Genomic DNA, 1,534 nt, shown 5'->3' on the forward strand with positions numbered 1-1,534 from the left:
GTCAGGCAATCGGTCGGGCAATGACCAGGCATTACGAAGGGGCGGAACTGTGGCGGACATCGAGTCGGCGGAGGAGCCGGGGACCAGCGGGACCGCGCCGCGGCGGCGGGGCTCCTCGGGGGCGGGGGCGTACTGCTGCTCGTCGTACGTCCGGGGTTCCGGTTCCTCGGCGCCCGGTTCGTCGACGTCGAGCGGCGGGATGCCGGCCAGCTGCGGGAGCTGCTCGCGCAGCCGGGCGGCGAGTTCGGAGGCGCGCAGCCGGGAGGCCGGGGCCTTGGCCAGGCACTGGACCAGGAGCTGCCAGAGCTCGTCGGGAATGCCGGGGAGGGGGACGACGGTCTCGGTGACGTGCCGGCGCAGGACCGCGCCGGGGTGTCCGCCGCCGAAGGGCGTGAAACCGGCGAGGAGTTCGTACAGGACGGTCGCGAGGGCGTAGATGTCGACTGCGGCGCGGGGCGGAAGGCCCTCGACTATCTCGGGGGCGAGGTAGTCCGGCGTGCCGATGATCTTGGTGGCCTTGGTGCGGCGCGGGGTGTCGATCAGCTTGGCCACGCCGAAGTCGGTGAGCAGCGCCGGGTGCGAACCGCCGGGGCCGAGCGGGCCCTCCATGTCGAGCAGGATGTTCTCCGGCTTGACGTCCCGGTGGACGATGCCCGCGGCGTGCGCGGCGGCGAGGCCGTCGGCGACGTCCGCGATGATCGCCACGGCCGCCTCGGGGGCGAGGCGGCGTTCGCGGTCCAGCCGGGTGCGCAGGTCGGTGCCGCGCACGAGGTCCATGACCAGGGCCAGGTCGTTGCCGTCCACCACGAGGTCGCGGACCGCGACGACGTGCGGGTGGTCCAGTCCGAGCAGGGCGGTGCGCTCCTGGACGAAGCGGCCCACGAGCTCCTGGTCGGACGCGAGGTCCTCGCGGAGCAGCTTGATGGCCACCGGGCCCTCGGGCCCGTCGCCGAGCCACACCGTGCCGGCGCTGCCGCGCCCCAGGATCTGGTGGGCGGTGTACCGGCTGCCGATATTCCGTGCCAAGACTGCTCCCTCAGCGGCTGGCGATGGACCGTCACTCATGACCCCCGGTCGACAAAGTTACGCGTCGATCGGGGGGTTGGGTGCCCTGGTTGGCGCCAAGCCTCGCTTCTGCGGGCGATATGCGTGGAAACCGGCCCGCAGAAGTCGATATAGCTACAGATTCGATGGTGCGCCGACGGTTCAGGGGGTGCCGGTGCCGTCGGTCCCGGTGCTGCCGCCGGCACCGCTGTCGCCGCCACCCAGGTCCGAGATCCAGTCGGTGATGGTGGAGACCGTGTCGGTGATCGCCTTCCAGTAGCTCTTGCCCTGGCCGATCCAGTCCTGCAGCGGGGTCAGCTCCCAGATCAGCCAGCCCGCGACGAAGAGCAGGATCAGGGTGAACAGGCAGCCCTTGAGGCAGCCGAGGCCGGGGATCCGCATCGGGTTGGCGCTGCGCTGCCGCGGCTCGCGGGGCGGCCGGGGGGCCGGCTGCTGCGGCTGGGGCTGCGGCTGCTGCGGGGGCGCGTAC

The 1,534-nt window shown here is 72.4% G+C and carries 1 protein-coding gene and 1 pseudogene; both read right to left on the reverse strand.

All coding sequences use genetic code 11. The features are described 5' to 3' along the window. Nucleotides 1-1,026, reverse strand: a 1,026-nt coding sequence (locus EAO76_RS25455; protein ID WP_262375735.1) for a serine/threonine-protein kinase, incomplete at its 3' end; no start/stop codon positions are given. 180 nt (nt 1,027-1,206) lie between these two features. Continuing rightward, nucleotides 1,207-1,534: pseudogene (locus EAO76_RS25460) on the reverse strand (serine/threonine protein kinase); the annotation flags it as partial.

This window comes from Streptomyces sp. sk2.1 (genome assembly GCF_008120935.1).
Taxonomy (GTDB): domain Bacteria; phylum Actinomycetota; class Actinomycetes; order Streptomycetales; family Streptomycetaceae; genus Streptomyces.